At 39.7% G+C, this 2,798-nt stretch carries 4 protein-coding genes; all 4 read right to left on the minus strand.

What is annotated here, in order from left to right; translation table 11 throughout:
• Positions 1-66 precede the first annotated feature (66 nt).
• Positions 67-675 carry a V-type ATP synthase subunit D gene (locus AC4MRQ_RS25575; RefSeq protein WP_491200568.1) on the minus strand — a complete coding sequence of 203 codons (609 nt, stop codon included), beginning with the start codon at positions 673-675 and terminating at the stop codon, positions 67-69.
• The gene (locus tag AC4MRQ_RS25580; protein WP_491200569.1) at positions 675-1,178 is read right to left on the minus strand and encodes a DUF2764 family protein; all 504 of its coding nucleotides are present in this window, start codon (positions 1,176-1,178) and stop codon (positions 675-677) included. Before AC4MRQ_RS25580 ends, AC4MRQ_RS25575 begins: the two co-directional genes overlap by 1 nt.
• A gap of 2 nt (positions 1,179-1,180) precedes the next feature.
• The gene (locus AC4MRQ_RS25585; RefSeq protein ID WP_491200570.1) at positions 1,181-1,795 is read right to left on the minus strand and encodes a hypothetical protein; all 615 of its coding nucleotides are present in this window, start codon (positions 1,793-1,795) and stop codon (positions 1,181-1,183) included.
• Positions 1,796-1,913: 118 nt separating this feature from the next.
• Positions 1,914-2,798 (minus strand): ATP synthase beta subunit C-terminal domain-containing protein (locus tag AC4MRQ_RS25590; RefSeq protein ID WP_491200571.1); only part of this gene is annotated, 885 nt, incomplete at its 5' end.

Consider the following 2,798-nt stretch of genomic DNA (forward strand, 5'->3'; position numbering starts at 1 on the left):
TTAAATCATCATCCATATCATTGGTAGGATGAGCCATGAAGAGCATTAGTTTTTTCATTTTTGTAATCATGCCATCACTCCTTCCTTTTGACTGGTTTTAACTACTTTGGCTGTGGCAATCGTTAAACGCTCATCATCCTGTAGTTTCTGACCAATTTTCCGAATCGCTGTTTTAGCATTCGGAATACGACGATTTTCGAACAGTTTAATACGGGCACGTACATCTAAGAGTTCCTCTTCCAGCAAACGAATCTGCTCTTCCAGACAGTCAATTTCAGCCATCAGCTGCAGTTGCTCCTTCATTAACTCTATCGCATCGTCCACCCATAATGGAGTGTCATCCTGTATGGGTTGCACGTTGAAGTCCACTCCTTCGTATTGATCTACACGTACACCAGCTACATCAATGTGTTTCGTGATAACCTTGTTGACAGAAATAAACGATTTAATATCCACATGTGAGTCGCTCATTACAGCAATCCAAGGCTCTGCCGCCTCATTGTTTTTATTTATTTCCAAACGGATTTCCTCAATTCTTTCAGCAATTGTATTAATTGTTGACATCAAGGATTTTTCCATGGCTTCGAATAAAGGCAGCATGCGTAAAGACACCTTCAGAATCTTTTTCTGACGGGCGCGTTCTGTTTTTGTATATTTTATTTTTGCTACTGCCATTATTCCTCCTTCTTTTTTGGTGGATTAACAACGGATGCCAATACCTGCGAACCACGTTCTTTATCAAAGGAGTTTAAACGATTTAATATCTGTAATCGCAATTTATAAACCATAACATCCGTTAATGTGAACATTTTGCCCGCCTGAATAGTATCCAGTTCTTCCCATTGCCATCGCATGATAAGCTTCTCTCGCTCCAATGGATTCGCGTTAACTACAGCAAGTGGAAGTCGCGCTAAATCAGGGGTTCGCCTTTGAGCTTTGGCTGTTCGGATTTCAGTAATATCTTCCTGCAACTCTCCCAACATTGTACCAATGCTTTTTAAGCCAACCTTTCCTTCTGAATCGGCTGATTGAAAAATATCAACCGGTTCAAGTTGCTTAAAGTGTTTTGCCGATAATTGATCTTTGGCTTCATGGGTAAACTCATCCATAGTGATGGGTGGTACCTGGCCAAACTTCAATGATGGCAAACTACTCATTAGGTAAACCAAGTTCGACATGATTATGCCTCCTGGTTTTGGGTTATACGTTCAACCAAATCTTTATTTAATAAGGTAAACATGGCTTGTTGTATATCACTATCGCTTAATACAAACTGCACCCCGCTATTCTCTTTTGACTGTACTACAATTTTTGCTTCATTATTGGCTAATGGTTGCAGTTCCACTTGTTCTTTTAAACCTGCCTGTGCAATATACGCTTCCATGGCTTTTAGCGTTTCAGCTGGTACAGAAATGGTTTTGTTGCCTTCGACAGAAGCAATTACTGCTTTAGTCAATTCTTGCAAATACTGATCTTGCGTGAATAAACTTTCGCTCATACCGCCAAAGATCGATTCCATGTATTTAAGTACGGCAATCTTGGTTGCCTCAACCATATCGCGTGAAGCTTGCTTTAAAGCCATCTGTGCATTCTTCTCTGCCTGTTCAGCTTTGGCATTGGCCTCATCAATAATTGTTTGCTTTTGAGCTTTAGCATTCGAAATAATTTCTTCAGCTTGTTTCTTAGCCTCTTCGATAATGCGTTGCTTTTCAGCCTCTCCTGCATCAATACCTTGCTCTTTAAGCTTCGAAACTATCTTTTCCAGGTTTTCTTTATTATCGTGCATTTCTTTCATCTGTTTAATGTTAATATTCAATTACCAGATGGAACTCTCGATGAATTTTAATCATTCTCCAAAACCTATTTAGAATGTTAAAATTCATGTTCGTTTCATTTTTTAAATAGATAACCGATTAATTCTTATCCCAATATTCTTCAATCAGTTTTTTACTGAGGCCCGTTTCTGTAGGATCGAAATGGCGCTTAAGAATAGCCCAACATTTATTCAAAGCTGCTTCCAGTTCCATAGGCTCACCAAATGGCTCCTCCATATTGTCGATAAAGTCAGTACGATAACGTAATAACTTTTGCGAATACGGGTCATTCGCTGCACCTACCTCAGATGCTTCATGAGCCTTTTCAGCGTCAGCTAACAAAGAAGCCATAGCAGTCATAATAGCACGGTGGTCGCTACGTGTTTTACCATTCACACCTTGCTTCAAACGCGAAAGTGAACGAGCTAACTTCAGCTTGCCATTTTCAAGGAAGAACTGACCTTCGGTAATATAACCTGTATTATCAGGCACAGGATCTTCTAAAGATTCTAACGTTGTTGCTCCAATAATGGTAATGGAACCGGCTCCTTCAATATCGGCAGCCACCTCATATCTTTTAGCTAATTCTGAATATAATGACCCTGGATATCCTTGTAGAGAAGGAATCATATCCTGGTAGTTAGCCACGTTACGTAAGATGTTTGACCAGTTAGTCATATCAGTTAATAACACCAATACATCTTTTCCCTGATCACCAAATTCTCGTGCCACACTTAGGGCTACATCCGGCAGCATTAATCCTTTAATCTGTGAGTCACCTGCCAGGTGTGTAAACATGATTGTTTTATCGATATTTCCAGACTGCGATAATTGTTCTTTAAAGTAATGGTATTCATCAAATTTCAACCCAATACCTGCAAAGATGATAACATCAGCCTGGGCTCCTTTTGCAATCTGTGATAACAAGCGGTTATAAGGCTCTGTAGGACCTGCGAAAATTGGAATTTTCTGCGATTTTACCAA

The sequence above is a fragment of the Carboxylicivirga sp. genome (assembly GCF_982718395.1).